This window comes from Neobacillus pocheonensis (assembly GCF_050477905.1).
GTDB classification, from domain to species: Bacteria; Bacillota; Bacilli; order Bacillales; family Cytobacillaceae; genus Neobacillus; species Neobacillus pocheonensis_A.
Genome location: NZ_JBCNAD010000004.1, coordinates 15,298 through 31,559, shown reverse-complemented (window position 1 = coordinate 31,559; position 16,262 = coordinate 15,298). Strand labels below are relative to the sequence as shown.

Here is a 16,262-nt window from a genome sequence, read left to right as displayed (position 1 = left end):
ATTTTCCCTCTACTCGATTGCTTTTTAAGACAAAAGGCATCCGCAATACATACACAATTTGTCAAATATTCATGATTTTTTTGGTATTTTTGCATTACAAAATTTCAAATTAATCAATGAGCTTTGTTAAGAACGTCAGGACTTCCAATCGGTTTCATTTTCAGCCAAGGCCTCTATCGAATTATCAAGTTTTGCCAGATGCTCTTGGTATTGAAGAGGCTTATGACCATCGAGTTCCCGAAAGCTGCAATAGACGAAAATCGTAAGCATGCACGGCAAGCCGGGGTCGCAGTCATTTTACCGATGGAGCCTGGATGAAATCAGCCTAAACTTGACACTTACCTACTAGTAAGTTAATATATAATCATGGAGAACAGGAAAACACAAATTATCGATCTGGCACTGAAACTAATTCGTGAAAAAGGCTATGTAGCCATTAGCTATGATGATTTATCCAAACGATTGGGTGTGACGAAAGGTAGCATCCATTATCATTTTGAAAAAAAGGAGGATTTGGGAGTTGCCGTTACTGATCTGGTGCTTCAAAATTTGCAGGACTTTTTATCCTTCATTACGAATTCTAAGCTGACTTTTGAAGAAAAGATCAAGCATTTTTTAGAGAGACAAATTGTTTTAAGCGACGGTGGGATATGCCCCGTATCATCTCTCCAGTCAGATTATGAATCCCTTCCTGAAAAAGTAAGGCAAAAAGTACGAGAAATCAGTCAGTTAGAAATAACGATTATTAAAAATATTCTTAAGGTAACACTGGTAGAAAGGGGAGCCGAAGAAATTGAATCATTAGCTTTTGCCATCGTGTCATGTATAAAAGGAACAATACAATACGGACGGGTACTGGGAAAGGAGATATTGCAGCAAACAATGAATGAAATATACCCCCTTTTAAAAGGTTAAAAAGCTGTTTTGAACTATTTACTTTTCGGGGATGCTTACCTACTAATAGGTAAAAGGGGTTTCACCCCTTGGCGAAATTGTCCCTTTTTCTTTATATACATCCGATTGTGTGTGCCCTAGCAGCATTACTGGCAGATTATAATTATTTGCCTACACTCATGCAACAGAAAGTACAACTTCTAAGTCAAATCGAAATAGATTTTCTATCAGAATTGCTTAAGGACACCAAAAAGGAATGGCGCATTCAAAATAATGACGATCTGTAAGCATTAGCAGTTTTTCTCATTTCAAGCATCAAGGGCCGATTACAATGTAAACGTGTATTAAGAGATGGTGTCTTGTCTAAAATATTGGAACAACTTAAAGATCTTTTGAAGTAGTTATGCGAAAAAGGAATGACAGGAGAGTGTTGTTGATGGCACGAAGAGTTGTAGTGACAGGATATGGAGTGGTTTCACCGTTAGGAAATACAATTGAAGCGTTCTGGAAGAACATTAAAGAAGGTAATTCAGGCATCAAAAGAATTTCATCTGATGACTATAACAATATTAACACCAAAATTGCAGGTTATATTACCGACTTTGTCGCAGAACAATATATGGATAAAAAAGAACAGGAGAAATATGACTTATTCATACAGTATGCTGTTGCTGCTGCTCAACAAGCTTTAGAACAGGCGAATCTAGATTTACAAAATGTTAATAAGGAGCGCTTAGGGGTTTATATTGGTTCCGGTATTGGAGGAATTAATACTACATTAGAAAATCATAAAGCTTTGCTTGAAAGGGGACCAAGAAGAGTTTCTCCATTTATGGTTCCAATGATGATTAGTAATATGGCGTCAGGAATAATATCTATAAAAACGGGTTTTAAGGGGCCTAGCTTTTCACCTGTTTCTGCTTGTGCAACAGGGAATCAAGCAATTGGAGAGGCTTTTTTAAATATTAGACATGGTTATGCTGATGGCATATTAGCAGGAGGGGCTGAAGCTCCTATTAATCCACTAGCTTTTGCTGGATTCTCAAGAATGAGAGCAATGTCTACTCTAAATGATTTTCCTGAAAAGGCAAGTCGCCCGTTTGACAAAGGGCGTGATGGCTTTGTCATGTCTGAAGGAGCGGGTGTTTTATTCCTGGAAGAATATGAACATGCGAAGGAAAGAGGAGCGACAATTTTAGGAGAAATCGTAGGTTATGGTTCCACAACAGATGCATACCATATTACTTCCCCTGACTACAATGGGGCCGCAAATGCCATGAAATTGGCTTTAGATATGGGGAATATTCGATTGACGGATGTGGATTATATAAATGCACATGGTACAAGTACCCCTGAAGGAGATAAATCAGAGACCAAAGCAATTAAAAGTGTTTTCGGTACTCATGCTTATAACTTAAAGGTAAGTTCCACAAAATCTATGACTGGGCACCTTTTTGGAGCAGCAGGTGGGATTGAGGCTGTAATAACCCTCAAAAGTATCATGGAAGATATAGCTCCTCCAACTATTAATTTTGAAATACCAGATGAAGAGTGTGATTTAGATTATGTTCCAAACCATGCAGTTAACATGAAAATAAACTATGCTATTTCTAATGGTTTTGGTTTTGGAGGACATAATGCAGTGTTGGCATTTAAGAAGTTTTCGATATAGATAGAACTGAAGAAAAGAAATATTCAGCGAGAAACGTCATCGAGTCCAAGGAATTTGTTGTCCATATTGAATTTTGAATATTGATATTAACCATTAATAGAATGAGCAGGAGATGATTAAATGACAGGATCGAAGGATTTTTATATCGCAGTAGAGGGTCGACGTACCTTTTATGGGATTAGCAGTGAATCAGTTGTATCTGATGAAAGAATTCAAGAAGTAATAAATCATGCGGTAAAGCATACCCCTTCAGAATTCAACACTCAAGCCCAAAGAGTAGTTCTTTTATTAGGAGAACATCACACTAATTTGTGGAGTATTACAACTGAAACATTGAGGAAAATCGTTCCAGCTGAAAACTTTGCTCCTACTGAAGATAAAATGAATGCCTTTGGCAGTGGATATGGCACCGTATTATTTTTTGAAGAAATGGCAGTAATTGAATCTTTTCAAAAACAATTTTCATCGTATGCCGATAATTTCCCCGTTTGGGCTCAACAATCTAACGGGATGCTTCAATATGTAGTATGGACCTCGCTGGAGCTTGAAGGGTTTGGTGCTTCATTACAACACTATAATCCACTTATTGATGATGAAGTCAAAAAGAAATGGGGTATTCCAAGTAGTTGGAAATTAATAGCCCAAATGCCATTTGGGAAGCCAACAGCTTTACCTAAAGAGAAACAGTTCCAACCATTAGAGGACCGTGTTAAAGTGTTTAAATAAAATTTTATAGGGAGGCTTATTTCAAAAAAACAAATTAGGTCAAAAGGTAACGATCTTATCACCTAATAAACCAGGTAACTTTGGGGTGCAATGAAAAAACTAATCGGATACACTTCCGATTAGTTTTTTCATTTTATTTGTCGTAATTTGAGCAATATATATTTGAATGTATAAAAGTTTAAATTTTTTATTTCTTAATGATAAGGAGATTGGCCATATGTCTAATGTAAATCTTGCAATCATCTTATAAAGTGCAACAGGTACAAATTATCAATTAACACAATGGGCTGCTGAGGGGGCGAAGGAAGCTGATGCAGAGGTTAAAATTTTAACAGTTCCAGAATTAGGACGGTTTTAGCCCATGTAGATGGAGGAGTTCCAAACCTTTCCGTGGAACTGGATAAATTAGACGAATATACATTTCGAGAAATGGTGTACTTCTTCGAAAAGGCATGTGGAATAAGCGGATTATTAATGGGCGTAAACCCATTTGATCAACCAGGAGTAGAAGCATATAAAAAGAAAATGTTTGCACTACTTGGAAAGCCAGGATATGAAGCTGAAAAAGCTGAATTATTAAAACGCATTTCAAAATAAAATAAATAGACCAAAAACACCCTTATTATTTAAATATAAGGGTGTTTTGTAATTTTCTATATATAAATTCTATTCATAAACAAGGTTCAAGCTATTAATTTTTTTTGTAGTGGAAATTTGATTTCTTCATGATGTATTTTTAATAATCTTTCTAATAGTGTCAATTTTGTTTTTAATTCTTTGTTTTCCTTTTCACCTTCAACATTCACTTGATTGAGCTTTTCAACCATTGATATTACCAATTGTTTAAAATTGACTGACTCGGTTAATAAATAATCAATTAATTCCATAACTGCTTGTCTTTCCTGCTCGTTCTTGGTGGCAAAAATACTTTGTTGATCCGGCTCAAAAACATTAAAAGATTGTAAATCCTCTGTCACTCTAATTCCAAAGAATGCTTTTTTAGTTCCATAAAATTCATTTCTCCTTATCCGCATCATTTCTATGCTAACGATAAATTTATAAAAGGGGAAATTCTTTTCGGCATCATGAAAAATTTTTAATTCGATATTTGTACTTTCATCTATAAAAATTTCTTTTTCTAATTTTGTTTGGATCACTTTAGATTCTAACAAATTCATAATAATTACCTCACTCTTTTAATTTTTTATTATAAATAATTAAACGATTAATAACTTGTATACAAAAAGTAACTTAGTTTCTTTTTTTATTATAATTAATTAATGTAAATAAAGCAATAAATAAATAAGGATCCTTTTAGTATAGGATCCTTATTTTAAAGGTATATAATGGATTAATTTACTATTTTATATTAACTAAACAACTAACTAATACTATTTATACCAACTTAAAAGGGGAAATATTTATGTTCAAAACTAACTCTAGTGATCCATTTTAATGGACTGTTGTTATTGATAAATTCAACCTTACATATGCTCGGTAATTCAGTCCACAGTCTTAATAAAAATGTATATGGAGGGATCTAGGCATGGACGGTAATAATTGTGATTTTTCACCAATGAAAAAACATTTACAAGATGGTATTCAACAGCTAATTCTTCTATTGCAATCAAATTTAGAAGTACTTAGTAACGAAAATTATTGTGTACTGGGAAGTCTCGAGGACGTTAAACAAAATCTAATTGATATTGAATCAATGGCGGCGTCATTTTACTTAAATTGTTATTTATCATCTTTTACTGACACTTATGAAGATTTATCGACCTCTGTGCAGAATCTTTCGAGACAAAGACATGGTGCCCTGATTGTAGTTCAACGTGTTGATCCAGTTGAGAAAATGATTCAAAAAGGAACGACAATAGGAGCATCAGTTACGCCTAAATTATTGGAATCCATCTTTTACCCAGGGAACCCGTTGCATGATGGGGCGGTTTTAATCAGGGGAAACAAGGTGGTTTCTGCCGCAAATGTCCTTCCTTTAACAACAAAGCATATAGAGGGAAAAAAACTGGGGACACGTCACAGAGCTGCTCTTGGAATATCAGAAAAAAGCGACGCACTTGCATTAGTGGTTTCCGAAGAAACGGGCAAAATTTCATTTGCCCTAGACGGAAAACTATATCCTATTAATACTAAACAGCCCATTGTTTTTTAAGGTCATAAACTAAAGAATAACCGGTTTCAAAACAATATGAGCTATTACGTTTTAGAAAAATTATTCTAGGAGGATTCCTATGATAAAGAAACTTTTGTTTTTCTTCATTTCAGTTTGTATGGTTTTAATGACTCCCATTTTCGCTTGTGCTCAAGTCATCCATGAAGTGAAACCTGGTGATAGCCTAACCAAAATTTCAAATCAATACAAAGTAGACGAGGAGAACCTAGCTAAGCTAAACGGTTTAGCTAAAAATACTCAATTAGTCCTTGGACAGGCAATGATGATTCCTGGTTCGACTTATATTGTTCAGCAAGGCGAGAGTATTTGGGAGATTGCTAACCGTCACGCAATTAGTGAAATAGCATTAATGAGACAAAATCATTTAAAGAGTCGGGTAATTGCCCCTGGTCAGAAATTAAGTATTCCCAGGCCGAGAAAAATCAATATTTGGACTGGAACTTATTTTGTTCCAAAAGATAAGAATTCAAATGCTTGGATGCTTAATAACTATAAAAAGACTCTTACTAGTATTTTCGTTTTTGAGTATCGGTCCGATGAACAAGGAAATATCATTGAAACACCAGAAAACCAGGCACATAAGATTGCTTGGAAAGATAATCTTCCACCTTTTGCTACACTTACAAATTTAAGTGAAAAAGGATTTGATCCTAATCTTACACATCAGTTAATAAGCACACCTTGGTTACGACAAAAATTTGTCAATAATATATATTCCCTTTTAGATAGTCATGATTACAAAGGAGTAGTAATTGACTTTGAACAGGTAAAAACAAAAGATCGGGCTAACCTTAACCAGTTTATTAAGGAATTAGCTTCAAAACTTCATCCGGCAGGAATGGAAGTTTTAATGGCTGTTCCACCAAAAGAAGGTGATCAAATACCCTCTTATTCAGCAGGCTATGATTACCGGACGCTTGGGAAATATCTAGATAAAATGTTTTTGATGACTTATGATTGGCATTGGCCAGGAGGTCCATCAGGTCCGATTGCTCCGATAGACAGAGTAAAAGCTACACTTAATTATGCAGTTTCTGTTGTAGATAAATCGAAGTTAATGCTTGGAATTCCTCAATATGCTTATGATTGGGTTGTAGGAACTAATAAGCGTTCAGGCTCTGCTTATTCCACTCAACATGCCATTGATTTATACACTGGTTATCAAAGTCCGGTTCACTATAATGAAAGTGCTGCTGCACCCTGGTTCCGTTATGTGGACAATAAAGGAAATTTACACGAAGTGTGGTTTGAAGATCCACGAAGTTTACTCGTTAAGTTCCGTCTAGTTCGACAATATGGACTAGCTGGCATGGGGTGCTGGCACTTAGGTCTAACCATGCCTCAAACAGAAAAAATGTTACTTGAGGAATTCAATGTACACTAAGCTGTTTGATGGAATACTAATTGATACACCTTAAGACAATCACTTGGTCCAGAGGGGTCTAAAAAAATGCTTTTGACTAATTTTCAAGAGTAGACAACATAATGGTATAAAGATTATATCTAGAGATGTCTATTTTTAAACATCTCTTAATGATTATTTTTTATAACCCTCTGGAGGTTAGATAAATGAATGTATATTTGGCTGGACCTTTTTTAACTCAGAACAAATTGACCTGATTGAAAAATTAGAAATAATATTATTTAACAAAGGATTAAATGTATTTTCTCCACGAAAATACAAAAGCAAGTTTCCTTATGGATCGTATCAATGGCAAAATCAAAACTTTGTTACTGATGTTAATGCCATTCAGTATAGTGATATTCTCTTTGCAGTATTTAATGATCAAGATTCTGTAACAATGTGGGAAGTTGGATATTCATGGTCGCTTAGAAAGCCTATCATTATTTTTAATACTAAAGAAAAAGTGGTAAATTTGTTGGTTTAAGATCATCACCCAGACGATCCCAAACTTTTAATCGTTTATTCATTTGACATTGAACTGAGTCAATACCGAGCCAATTGACGCCCCTTAAAATATGAGGAAGAACTGTTGCGGAGACTGCTTTCCCACCTGTAAAACTAGAGGTAGCTACCGACCCTCCATATTTCAAAGTACTTAGTATGTACTGAAGTGTTTTCGCACCCACAGGGTCAATGGCACCGGCCCATTTTTCTTCACGAATAGGCGTTTGATCTGTTCTACTATTTCATAGCAATTAATAATTTGTTTAGCCTCTAATCTTTTTAAATATGCTTCATGGTTAGATTTACCTGTACTGGCTACAACTCCATAACCTCTTTTAGCTATAATATTTTCGGAAATACTCCCAACACCACCTGTAGAACCTGCTGCCAATACGGGTCCTTGGTTCTGTTCCAATCCATTATCTTCAAGCTTTTGAACTGATAATGCTGCTGTGAACCCAGCCGTTCCAAGGATCATGGCTTCTTTTAAAGACAATCCTTTTGAAGATGCACAACCCACTCTGCTAATACAATCTCCATTTCACTAAATCCGCCTTCCTAATTTATAGCCTGTCACAATGACTTCATCACCTGTTTTAAATCGTTCATCCGTTGATTCAATAATCGTTCCAGATAAATCTATTCCTGTCACTAAGGGATAGGACTTAACAAGCCTATTTTGAAAAGCTCCTATGCCGTCTTTAAAATTCACACTGGACCATTGCTTGAAAAGTATTCATTCTCTTCATAATATCCTTTATTTTTTTAGATAAAAAATCCTGTTAAGTCCTAAAAAACCATGTTCCTAATGTGAAAGAACATGGCAATCCATTCCTTTTTTTAAATAGTGTAAATAGGCGTATTTACTTTATCTCATTAAGTGCATGGAGTACGGATAATTGTCGACGATCACGCTCTTCTTCGAGCTGCTTTTCAGAGGTGTTGTCAAAAGTAGAGTTAGCCTGTTCGGATAATGATCGAATCGTAGTTTCATCAAGTCGTGGACTACCAAGGTTATCCCAAAGTGCCTCCATTCCAGGACCTAGGTGTTGGAGAAAGGCAGGGAATCCTCCTTTTCCACCTCCCAGGTGGAAAGTCAAGAATGGACCACCTGCTGCCCATCGAAGACCAATCGAGCTTGTTACAATTTCATCAAGATCCTTGATCGAAACTACTCCTTCTAATACCAAATGAATGGCCTCCCGAAATAATGCGGATTGGAGACGGTTCGCTACAAATCCAGGTATTTCTTTCTTCAGCACAAGTGGGTGCTTACCTAACGCTTCATAAAAAGACACAGCTTTTTCAACTGCACTAGAAGCCGTATTTTTCCCAGGCACAATCTCAACCAATGGGACAAGATGTGGTGGATTAAAAGGATGGCCGATCAACATTTGTTCTGGATTATTCATTTTCTCTGCTATATCGCTTGCTTTTAAACCCGATGAGGATGACAACAATAATGTTTCTTTACTCACAAATTGTTCGATTTGAGTGTATAAATCCTGTTTAAAGCCTATACGTTCAGGGCCGTTTTCTTGTACAACAGCGGCACCGTCAAGTGCACGTTCCAGGTTTTGCTCAATAATTAGTCGATCAGTTAGGCCTTCAGTTGGTAGTCCAAGTTCACGTAACGTTGGGATAATCTGTTTTATTCCTGCATGCACAACTTCCTCCAGATTAGGACGAACATCGTTAACTCGAACCTCTAACCCTTTTGCAAGAAATAAGGCTGTCCACGAAATCCCAATAACACCGGCTCCGATAACCGTAACAGGGTTGAATCTACGTAGATCTTCTGGTAACAGGGGACTGTTAGTTTGTTTATTTATCGTATTCATAGCTTATATGTTTCCTTTCGATAATTTTTATAAGGCTGAAGTCAATGATATTTTTTACCCATAGAGAATCCTTTATTCTTCTACTAGTTCAAATAGTTCACAAACCACCTAATAACATAAAAAGCTACGCTGATTTTTATACCTATTATAAATATCCAACTTACTTGTGGTAACTAAATTAAACAAAAATAAATCTTTAAGAAATTTATTGAAATATTTATCTTTAAAATTGATTTCAACATAATAATTAGAGAATTAATAAGGTTTTAATAAAGCCCAGTAATTAATAAAAATTTTTATTTGACAATAAATGTTTCTGGAGTTATTATGGTTACGAAAAATAACCTTATATAAAAAAGTTACCAAAATAAAAGGTGAACTTTCACGGTTAGTGTATCTTTTGAATCTGTTTCATAACTCATGAATGGAGATATTTTTCATAAACACTGACACTCGCTATGATTCTTAATTGATTATCCGATAACGGTAGATATAGCAATTTCACTACTTGGAATATCCTTTTTCGATGAATTCTATTTGTCATTAATTGTGACACTCGGAAATGGATTTTAGGTTAGAAGTCTCTACTTAATTTACATTTTAGAAAGGAGGGCTAAACATGATGGAAATAACTGTTACCGTCAGATTTCAAGGGAAAAATTATCTAACAAATGTTATTGCCGATAAAGAGGTTTCAGAACAAGAGATCTTACGTTTGGCTGAAAAACAAGTTAGAAAACAATGGGCGAAATAATAAATAAAATTTGAGGAGGAAATTGGTATGCAAGTTGGATTAATCGGATTAGGGAAAATGGGATTAAATTTAGGACAAAATCTATTGGATCATAATTACGAGGTAGTAGCATTTGATTTAAATTCTGACTCAGTTGAAGAAATGAGAAAATACGGAGCTAAAGCCACATCCAGCTTAAAGGAACTAATTCAATCTTTGGAAACACCAAGAGTTCTTTGGATTATGGTTCCACACTCTGTGGTTGATTCGGTAATTGAAGAGATTACACCTTTTTTAACAAAAGGTGACATAGTGATTGAAGCTGGTAATTCCCATTATAAACAGTCGGTTCTTCGTTATAACCAACTGAGAGAACTTGGAGTCCACTTTATGGATGCAGGAACATCTGGCGGGATGGAAGGTGCCCGAAATGGAGCTTCTTACATGGTTGGAGGAGATCAAGAGGCATGGAATATTGTGGAATCTATTTTCCGTGATACTGCTGTGGAAAATGGATATTTGTATGCAGGGCAAGCCGGAAGTGGTCACTTCTTGAAAATGGTCCATAACGGAATTGAATATGGAATGATGGCTGCCATCGGCGAAGGGTTTGAGGTATTAAATAAGAGTGAGTATAACTATGATTATGAAAAGGTCGCAAGAGTGTGGAATCATGGTTCCGTCATTCGCTCATGGCTAATGGAATTAACAGAAAATGCCTTTTCTAAAGATGCGCATTTGGATGAAATCAAAGGGGTTATGCAATCTTCAGGTGAAGGAAAATGGACAGTTGAAACAGCTTTGGATCTTCAAGCTGCTACTCCTGTTATCGCAATGTCCTTATTGATGCGCTATCGTTCACTAGAGAACGATACATTTACTGGGAAAGTCGTGGCAGCCCTGCGAAATGAGTTTGGTGGACATGCAGTGGTAAAGAAATAAGTGTTAATCCTGTATTTCTTTTTAAATACTTAAACACACTATCATATATACAACATAATGAAAATGAAATAGATAATCTAAGTAAATTTGGAAGGTGAATTATGGATACGTATTTACTGCTCGTAACATTGGCGGCAATTGTGATTGTTGTTTTGGGAGTATCTTGGTGGAAATGGCATGCATTTATTAGTTTAACCGTTGCGAGTTTGTTCTTAGCCATTATGGCTGGTTTATCAATGGATAAAATTGTTAGTGCCTATGAAACCGGGGTTGGGAATGTTCTAGGTCACTTAGTTGGAATTTTGGCGTTAGGTACGATTTTAGGAAAGATGATGGCTGAATCAGGTGCAGGAATGCAAGTAGCAAATTTCTTCGTTCGATCCTTTGGTGTCAAGAAATTACCATGGGCTATGCTGCTTTCCGGTTTTATTATCGGAATCCCGGTGTTCTTTGAAGTTGGTATTTTAATTTTATTACCTTTAGTCCTCTCAATTCATAAAACAACGAAACAAAATATATTATTAATCGCATTACCGGCCATTACTGGACTATCCATCGTACATGGTCTTGTACCGCCGCACCCAGGGGCAATGGCCGCAATAGGGATATATAAGGCTAATCTTGGAAAAGTGCTGCTCTACTCACTAATCATTGCGTTGCCTGCAGCCATCATCGCAGGTCCATTATTTGCAAAGTGGGTTCATAAACGGGTGACTCCTGAAGGAGAGCCAGAGTTGATTCGTATTAATACGGCGGCGAAAAAACTACCAGGAACAGGAATTTCATTCTTTGTTATTTTATTACCAGTATTATTAATGATATTATCAGCTATTGCACCGTATATGTCACTGCCTGCCGGCTTGATGAAAATCTTAACATTAATTGGAAGTCCTGTTATTGCGCTATTGATTGCTAGTTTTACCGCATTCTTCTTTCTCGGTTTTCGTCAAGGCATGGATAAAACAGCTATTAAAAAATTTACAGAAGAAAGCCTGCTGCCAGTTGGTTCAATCCTTGCAATTATAGGGGCCGGCGGTGGATTTAAGCAAATTCTTATCGAAAGTGGTGTTGGTACAACCATTGCTCAAATGTCCGAACATTTATCACTTTCACCTCTTGTTTTGGCATTTTTGATAGCTGGATTAATTCGCATTGCGACAGGTTCAGCAACGGTTGCCTTAACAACGGCAGCCGGTATCGTTTCACCAGTTGTCCAACACATGTCAGGTGTGAATCTGGAATTGCTTGTTATCGCGACAGGTGCAGGATCATTGATGTTCTCACATGTCAACGATGCTGGATTCTGGATGGTAAAAGAATACCTGGGATTATCTGTGAAAGAAACCTTTAAAACGTGGACAGTGCTGGAGACCATACTTTCATTTGTTGCTTTTGGCGGTGTTTTATTGATTAATTTGTTTGTTTAAAAACAATAATACTTACTATAGAGGAAGTTTCAGTACCACATCTATAATTGTTTTACATCAAGGAGAGAAGCTCATTTTGAGCTTCTCTCCTTTATTTGAAAGCAGTAAAAATCCTTTGTAAGGAGGAAGAAAGTTGGACAAGCAAGAAATGTCCAGCCTAGTGATGTTCTTTTTGTTTCCTTTAGTTCAGCGATGCATATTGTATTGCTGTTAATAAATAGGGAAAGCCGTTAACCATATGTATCACTTGGGCGGACAATAGAAGCGCAAAGTGGGCGGAATGAAATGAACTGGCATGAAATCAATCTTCGCACCGGGACGCCCATTCATCCGATTTCCCCACTTTCAAAGCTGTTAGGAAAGGACCCGTATGAAGTTACTGACGGAAATTGCAGCAAAAGTGAATCCTATATCTGACGGCTTATTATTCCACCCGTACTTAGCAATGGAAATAGCTCCTTTATGGGATACAAATGAAAGGGGATCTTTCTTTGGAATGGGACTTGCATCATAAAAAAGAACATCTTTTCCGCGCGGTTTTGGAAGGGATTATCTTTAATTTATACGCTGTTCTTCTTGCCTTAAAAGAATTGATAGGAGAGACGAAGAAAATTCAAGCAACCGGAGGTATTGCAAGATCACCGATATAGAGACAATTGATGGCGGATATTTTCCATCAAGATGTGCATGAACCCTAAAGTATTGAAATTTCTTGCTTGGGAGCTGCGATATTAGGTTTATATAGTCTTGGAGAAATTAATACATTACATGTAGTTTCGGAAATGGTAGGGGCTACCCATTATCATGAACCAAATATAGAGAATGTGGAAATATATATAGAATTAGCTCCTATCTACATTCGACTTTCTCGACTTTCAAAAGAAGAGTACGAAAGTATTCCTGCTTTTCAAAAGAAGGATTTAGAAAGTTAATTTGAATGGCAAAGCCACATCTTGGAAGATGTGGCTTGCCATTCTTGTTTAATTGAAGTTTCACTTTATAGCCATTTATCAGCCCATTCATCTACTGTCTTTAGGGCTCTTCCTAATTCCGTCCCTTTCTTTGTAAGTGAATACTCTGTTCGTACCGGGCGATCTGTAATTACATTTCTTAGAACGATTCCGCAATTCTCAAGTTCCTTCATTCGTTCGTTAAGCATTCTCTTACTTAAATCAGGAATATAAGCATGGATTTCACTAAACCGTTTTGGTTCTTCCATTAGAGTATGGATAATTAAACCCATCCATTTTTTTCCGATAATATTGTACGATTCTTCAACCTTTGAACATACTTTATCCTGTGTTTCCTTCTCACTCAAGATAAACACCTCCAATTTGAAATAATTGTGTACTAAAAGTAACAAGGTATTTCTTCGCTATAAATGATTATATCGCAAATACACTAATAAATAAAGATTTAACCAATTAAGATTTAAAGTAAACTTGTATAAAAAAGTAACCATCAATTAATTTATTTTTTAATTCAATGGTTGACAAATCTTTTTAATTATTTATACTAAAATTATCTCGAAATTAAAATATTCAATTTCAAGATTGTTTGATTCAAAATATATTATTCGAGAAAAATTAAATAAGAGGAGGAGAAGAGTAAGGGTGGTTCCTAAACAATTACTACATATAAATTAAGGGGGGGAAAGGGAGAAAATCTCTAATTTAAAAATTAGCAATTGTGACGGAACGTGACTGAACATAAGAGGGATAGTATACACAAGAAATGTTAAATTCTAATGAAGGTAAATAGGATTAATTTTTTTACCTAAATATCTCAAATTCGAGATATCTTAATTCGAAATATTTTGCAGACCTTAGATTAAACATGTTTTGAAAAATTACTATAAATATATAAAGGGAGAGGTTCAGAAGATGAAATCCGTATTTAAAAAATTAGCAGCTGTAGGAATGGCTTTATCAGTTGCTGTAGGTGCAGTAGGGGCAGTAGAATTAACACATAGTTCAGTGACAAAAGCATCAACAAATGAAAATCAACCAGTAAAGGTAGATGACCAATCTACTTCTAAATTATTAACACCAAGCAATCATATGTTATTAATGATTGACCACCAGCCTCAGATGGCTTTTGGAACTAAGTCAATCGATGTGGCAACACTACGTAATAATGTAGCGGGATTGGCGGAAGCGGCTAAGACGTTCAAGGTTCCAACCGTATTAACAACAGTCGCTTCTAAGTCATTCAGTGGTTCAATCTTCCCAGAGATTAAAAAAGTGTTCCCAGATCAAAAAATTTATGATCGTACATCTATGAATGCTTGGGATGATAAAAACGTAGTACAAGCCATTAAAGATACTGGAAAGAAAAAAATCGTCGTTGCTGGTCTTTGGACTGAAGTTTGTGTCGTGATGCCAGTTTTAGAAGCACTTAATGATGGTTATGAAGTTTACGTGGTAACGGACGCTTCTGGCGGTGTGACGGATCAAGCACACAATATGGCGGTTGAACGTATGGTACAAGCTGGTGCTACACCAATCACATGGATGCAATATATGCTGGAATTACAACGCGACTGGGCAAATCAAGCAACTTATGATCAAGTACTATCCATTGCAAAAGAACACGGCGGTGCATATGGTTTAGGTATCGAATACGCAAAAGAAATGTTCAACACTGGTGAAGGCAAATAATTAAAATGAAAATTACCTTCCTATCAATGATAGGGAGGTTTTTCCATTCATTGGAGAGGTATTTTTCCAAATAGGTACAATAAATCGCCCAATTAACCAGGGTTTCAATTCTAGATAAGTATTGGATAAATTTGCGTAATATCATTTCATTGAGGTTATATACCTAGTGTTCTACAATAAATAAGAAGAAAATAAAGACATTATTTTGAAAGCGTTACCTTTTGATTTTTGTTTTTTACCAACTGCGAAAAGGAATTGAAATAGGCGATAGAGAGAAGGGGAATTATGGAATTTAGGGAATTGGAATACTTTATGGCTATATGTGAGGAATTACATTTCACTAGGGCAGCAGAAAAATTAGGAATTTCACAACCTGCTTTGAGCCGTCAAATGAGAACTCTTGAAGATAAATTAGGAGTCCGTTTATTTGATCGTTTAGGAAAAAAAATCGCCATCACAGAAGCTGGTGAAATTCTACTAGAACAGTCTGGAATAATATTCTCCAATATAAAAAGTGTTTATGAACAAATAGAAGAGCTCCAAAAGGTAAAAAAAGGAAAACTTATCATTGGAGCAATGTCGGAAGAGTTAAGTCAGCTTGCATCCGTTGTTTTCTTAGAACTTCATCGCAAGTGGCCCCAAGTGCAAACAAAGATTTTTATGTCAGATAACATTGATGAAAAGGTTTTTCGAAATGAAATTGATATAGCTTTGTCAGTCATGCCTATAGAGAATGATCAGCTAACTAATATCCCTTTATATAGTGAAGAATATTATTTGGCAGTTTCAGATGACCATCCATTGGCTGATAGGGATATAGTGGAGTTGGAAGAGATAAGGGACCTGTCACTTGTGTTATGTCCAAAAAACCACAAGTGCCGAAAGTTAATTGATGATGCCTTTACCTCAGTAGGATTTTCCAACCAGCCAATTATCGAATTAACAGAGGTAAAATCTATATTGAGTTTAGTGAAGGCAGGTATGGGAGCAACCATTCTTCCCCAAACACTTCTCGATTCGGAGAAAGGTGAGACTCTAAAGGTAATTAAAATAGAAAACCCAACAATTTGTAACGAAATTGCCATTGTCCATCATAAAGAAAAATATATTGGATCTGCAGCAAGAAGTTTTATAGACTTTTTGGTTACTCATGTGAAAAAAACAAAACTGAATGAGAGAGTGCATCCTGAAAATACTTTACTTTCTTTCTAAAGAATTTTCCCTTTTTAAAAAACCTTTCCCAATTCATGAAGTGGAATGGGTG

The 16,262-nt window shown here is 35.9% G+C and carries 17 protein-coding genes and 3 pseudogenes; 15 read left to right on the top strand and 5 right to left on the bottom strand.

What is annotated here, in order from left to right:
• Positions 1-366: 366 nt before the first annotated feature.
• The 6 genes and pseudogenes from ABES02_RS01855 to ABES02_RS01830 all read left to right on the top strand — a co-directional run.
• Positions 367-915, top strand: a complete 549-nt coding sequence (locus ABES02_RS01855; RefSeq protein ID WP_430129975.1) for a TetR/AcrR family transcriptional regulator — start codon at positions 367-369, stop codon at positions 913-915.
• A gap of 68 nt (positions 916-983) precedes the next feature.
• The gene (locus ABES02_RS01850; RefSeq protein WP_430129972.1) at positions 984-1,181 is read left to right on the top strand and encodes a hypothetical protein; all 198 of its coding nucleotides are present in this window, start codon (positions 984-986) and stop codon (positions 1,179-1,181) included.
• Between the two features lie 149 nt (positions 1,182-1,330).
• Positions 1,331-2,566, top strand: coding sequence for a beta-ketoacyl-ACP synthase II (gene fabF / locus ABES02_RS01845; RefSeq protein ID WP_430129968.1), 1,236 nt, complete (start codon positions 1,331-1,333; stop codon positions 2,564-2,566).
• Positions 2,567-2,686: 120 nt separating this feature from the next.
• A complete protein-coding gene (locus ABES02_RS01840; RefSeq protein ID WP_430129965.1) occupies positions 2,687-3,292 on the top strand; it encodes a nitroreductase family protein in 606 nt (201 codons plus the stop codon).
• A 217-nt stretch (positions 3,293-3,509) separates the two neighbouring features.
• Positions 3,510-3,638 (top strand): annotated as a pseudogene (locus ABES02_RS01835) (NAD(P)H:quinone oxidoreductase, type IV); the annotation flags it as partial.
• A gap of 2 nt (positions 3,639-3,640) precedes the next feature.
• Positions 3,641-3,889: pseudogene (locus ABES02_RS01830) on the top strand (glucose-6-phosphate isomerase); the annotation flags it as partial.
• Positions 3,890-3,975: 86 nt separating this feature from the next.
• Here the strand turns inward: ABES02_RS01830 and ABES02_RS01825 are convergent.
• Positions 3,976-4,470, bottom strand: coding sequence for a hypothetical protein (locus tag ABES02_RS01825; protein ID WP_430129962.1), 495 nt, complete (start codon positions 4,468-4,470; stop codon positions 3,976-3,978).
• Positions 4,471-4,838: 368 nt separating this feature from the next.
• Here ABES02_RS01825 and cdaS point away from each other — a divergent pair, with 368 nt between their 5' ends.
• From cdaS to ABES02_RS01810, 3 genes are all read left to right on the top strand, one after another.
• Positions 4,839-5,465: a sporulation-specific diadenylate cyclase CdaS gene (cdaS, locus tag ABES02_RS01820; protein ID WP_430129959.1), complete on the top strand. Its 627-nt coding sequence runs from the start codon at positions 4,839-4,841 to the stop codon at positions 5,463-5,465.
• 79 nt (positions 5,466-5,544) lie between these two features.
• Entirely contained in the window at positions 5,545-6,870 is a 1,326-nt protein-coding gene (locus tag ABES02_RS01815; protein WP_430129956.1) for a glycosyl hydrolase family 18 protein, read from the top strand.
• A gap of 181 nt (positions 6,871-7,051) precedes the next feature.
• Positions 7,052-7,375: a nucleoside 2-deoxyribosyltransferase gene (locus ABES02_RS01810; protein WP_430129984.1), complete on the top strand. Its 324-nt coding sequence runs from the start codon at positions 7,052-7,054 to the stop codon at positions 7,373-7,375.
• Between the two features lie 171 nt (positions 7,376-7,546).
• Here ABES02_RS01810 and ABES02_RS01805 read toward each other — a convergent pair whose 3' ends face one another.
• From ABES02_RS01805 to ABES02_RS01795, 3 genes are all read right to left on the bottom strand, one after another.
• Positions 7,547-7,915 (bottom strand): hypothetical protein, encoded by a 369-nt coding sequence (locus ABES02_RS01805; protein ID WP_430129954.1) that lies wholly within the window; start codon positions 7,913-7,915, stop codon positions 7,547-7,549.
• 24 nt (positions 7,916-7,939) lie between these two features.
• Positions 7,940-8,107, bottom strand: a complete 168-nt coding sequence (locus tag ABES02_RS01800) for an alcohol dehydrogenase catalytic domain-containing protein (RefSeq protein ID WP_430129951.1) — start codon at positions 8,105-8,107, stop codon at positions 7,940-7,942.
• 151 nt (positions 8,108-8,258) lie between these two features.
• A complete protein-coding gene (locus ABES02_RS01795; RefSeq protein WP_430129948.1) occupies positions 8,259-9,236 on the bottom strand; it encodes a 3-hydroxyacyl-CoA dehydrogenase NAD-binding domain-containing protein in 978 nt (325 codons plus the stop codon).
• 619 nt (positions 9,237-9,855) lie between these two features.
• Between ABES02_RS01795 and ABES02_RS01790 the strand changes: the two genes are divergently transcribed.
• The 4 genes and pseudogenes from ABES02_RS01790 to ABES02_RS01775 form a co-directional block, all read left to right on the top strand.
• Positions 9,856-9,990, top strand: coding sequence for a BA3454 family stress response protein (locus ABES02_RS01790; protein ID WP_430129945.1), 135 nt, complete (start codon positions 9,856-9,858; stop codon positions 9,988-9,990).
• A gap of 27 nt (positions 9,991-10,017) precedes the next feature.
• On the top strand, positions 10,018-10,911 hold the full coding sequence (gnd, locus tag ABES02_RS01785) for a phosphogluconate dehydrogenase (NAD(+)-dependent, decarboxylating) (RefSeq protein ID WP_430129942.1): 894 nt from the start codon (positions 10,018-10,020) through the stop codon (positions 10,909-10,911).
• Between the two features lie 101 nt (positions 10,912-11,012).
• On the top strand, positions 11,013-12,338 hold the full coding sequence (locus tag ABES02_RS01780) for a GntP family permease (protein WP_430129939.1): 1,326 nt from the start codon (positions 11,013-11,015) through the stop codon (positions 12,336-12,338).
• A gap of 342 nt (positions 12,339-12,680) precedes the next feature.
• Positions 12,681-13,270: pseudogene (locus ABES02_RS01775) on the top strand (FGGY-family carbohydrate kinase); the annotation flags it as partial.
• 65 nt (positions 13,271-13,335) lie between these two features.
• On the opposite strand, the gene ABES02_RS01770 reads toward ABES02_RS01775, so the two are convergent.
• A complete protein-coding gene (locus ABES02_RS01770; RefSeq protein ID WP_430129936.1) occupies positions 13,336-13,656 on the bottom strand; it encodes a winged helix-turn-helix transcriptional regulator in 321 nt (106 codons plus the stop codon).
• A 742-nt stretch (positions 13,657-14,398) separates the two neighbouring features.
• On the opposite strand from ABES02_RS01770, the gene ABES02_RS01765 reads away from it, so the two are divergent.
• Entirely contained in the window at positions 14,399-14,998 is a 600-nt protein-coding gene (locus ABES02_RS01765; RefSeq protein ID WP_430129981.1) for a hydrolase, read from the top strand.
• Positions 14,999-15,298: 300 nt separating this feature from the next.
• A complete protein-coding gene (locus ABES02_RS01760) occupies positions 15,299-16,210 on the top strand; it encodes a LysR family transcriptional regulator (RefSeq protein ID WP_430129934.1) in 912 nt (303 codons plus the stop codon).
• The last annotated feature ends 52 nt before the right edge of the window (positions 16,211-16,262 follow it).